Source organism: Bradyrhizobium sp. NAS96.2, assembly GCF_001908235.1.
In the GTDB taxonomy this organism is placed as follows: domain Bacteria; phylum Pseudomonadota; class Alphaproteobacteria; order Rhizobiales; family Xanthobacteraceae; genus Bradyrhizobium.
The window spans coordinates 1-1127 of the sequence record NZ_LGHK01000437.1; the positions used below are offsets into that span (position 1 = coordinate 1).

1 protein-coding gene is annotated in these 1127 nt (G+C 67.3%); it reads left to right on the forward strand.

Annotated elements, in window-relative coordinates; all coding sequences use genetic code 11:
- Positions 1-23: 23 nt before the first annotated feature.
- Positions 24-1127 (forward strand): T1SS-143 repeat domain-containing protein (locus tag AC628_RS41800; RefSeq protein ID WP_210190349.1); only part of this gene is annotated, 1104 nt, incomplete at its 3' end.

Below are 1127 nucleotides of genomic sequence, written 5' to 3' on the forward strand. Positions count from 1 at the left end.
CAACGAAGGTGGGCGGCGGAACCGTGTTCACCTTCGCGCTGACCGAGGCGACGGGGGCCTACACCTTCACGCTCTCGGCCCCGATCGACCAGGACGAGAGTGGTCCAGCCAACAGTGCCGGCGAGGGCGTGTTCTCCTTCAGCAGCATCAGCTCCCTGCTGACGGCGACCGACAAAGACGGCAGCAGCGTCACCGCGGCCTCTGGCGCGCTGACGCTTGCCATCATCGACGACCAGCCGACCGCGAGCACCAACACGCAGACGGCGACGGTCGACGAGGACGGGCTCGCCGGCGAGACGACCGGCGAGACCGGCTTCAAGGTCTCGGCCACCGGGAACGTGTCGAACCTGTTCAATACAGGCGCGGACACGCCGCTCACATACACGCTCTCCGGCTCCACCGCCGGCCTGCCGACGCTGACGTCGGGCGGCGCGGCGGTGAGCTATGCGATCACGAGCGACGGCACCACCGACACCCTGACTGCAACAAAGACGGGCGGCGGAACGGTGTTCACCTTCGCGCTGACCGAGGCGACGGGGGCCTACACCTTCACGCTCTCGGCCCCGATCGACCAGGACGAGAGTGGTCCAGCCAACAGTGCCGGCGAAGGTGTGTTCTCCTTCAGCAGCATCAGCTCCCTGCTGACGGCGACCGACAAGGACGGCAGCAGCGCCACCGCGGCCGCCGGCGCGCTGACGCTTGCCATCATCGACGACCAGCCGACCGCGAGCACCAACACGCAGACGGCGACGGTCGACGAGGACGGGCTCGCCGGCGAGACGACCGGTGAGACCGGCTTCAAGGTCTCGGCTACCGGGAACGTGTCGAACCTGTTCAATACAGGCGCAGATACACCACTCAAATTCACTCTCTCCGGCTCCACTGCCGGCCTGCCGACGCTGACGTCGGGCGGCGCGGCGGTGAGCTATGCGATCACGAGCGACGGCACCACCGACACCCTGACTGCAACGAAGGTGGGCGGCGGAACCGTGTTCACCTTCGCGCTGACCGAGGCGACGGGGGGCCTACACCTTCACGCTCTCGGCCCCGATCGACCAGGACGAGAGTGGTCCAGCCAACAGTGCCGGCGAAGGTGTGTTCTCCTTCAGCAGCATCAGCTCCCTGCT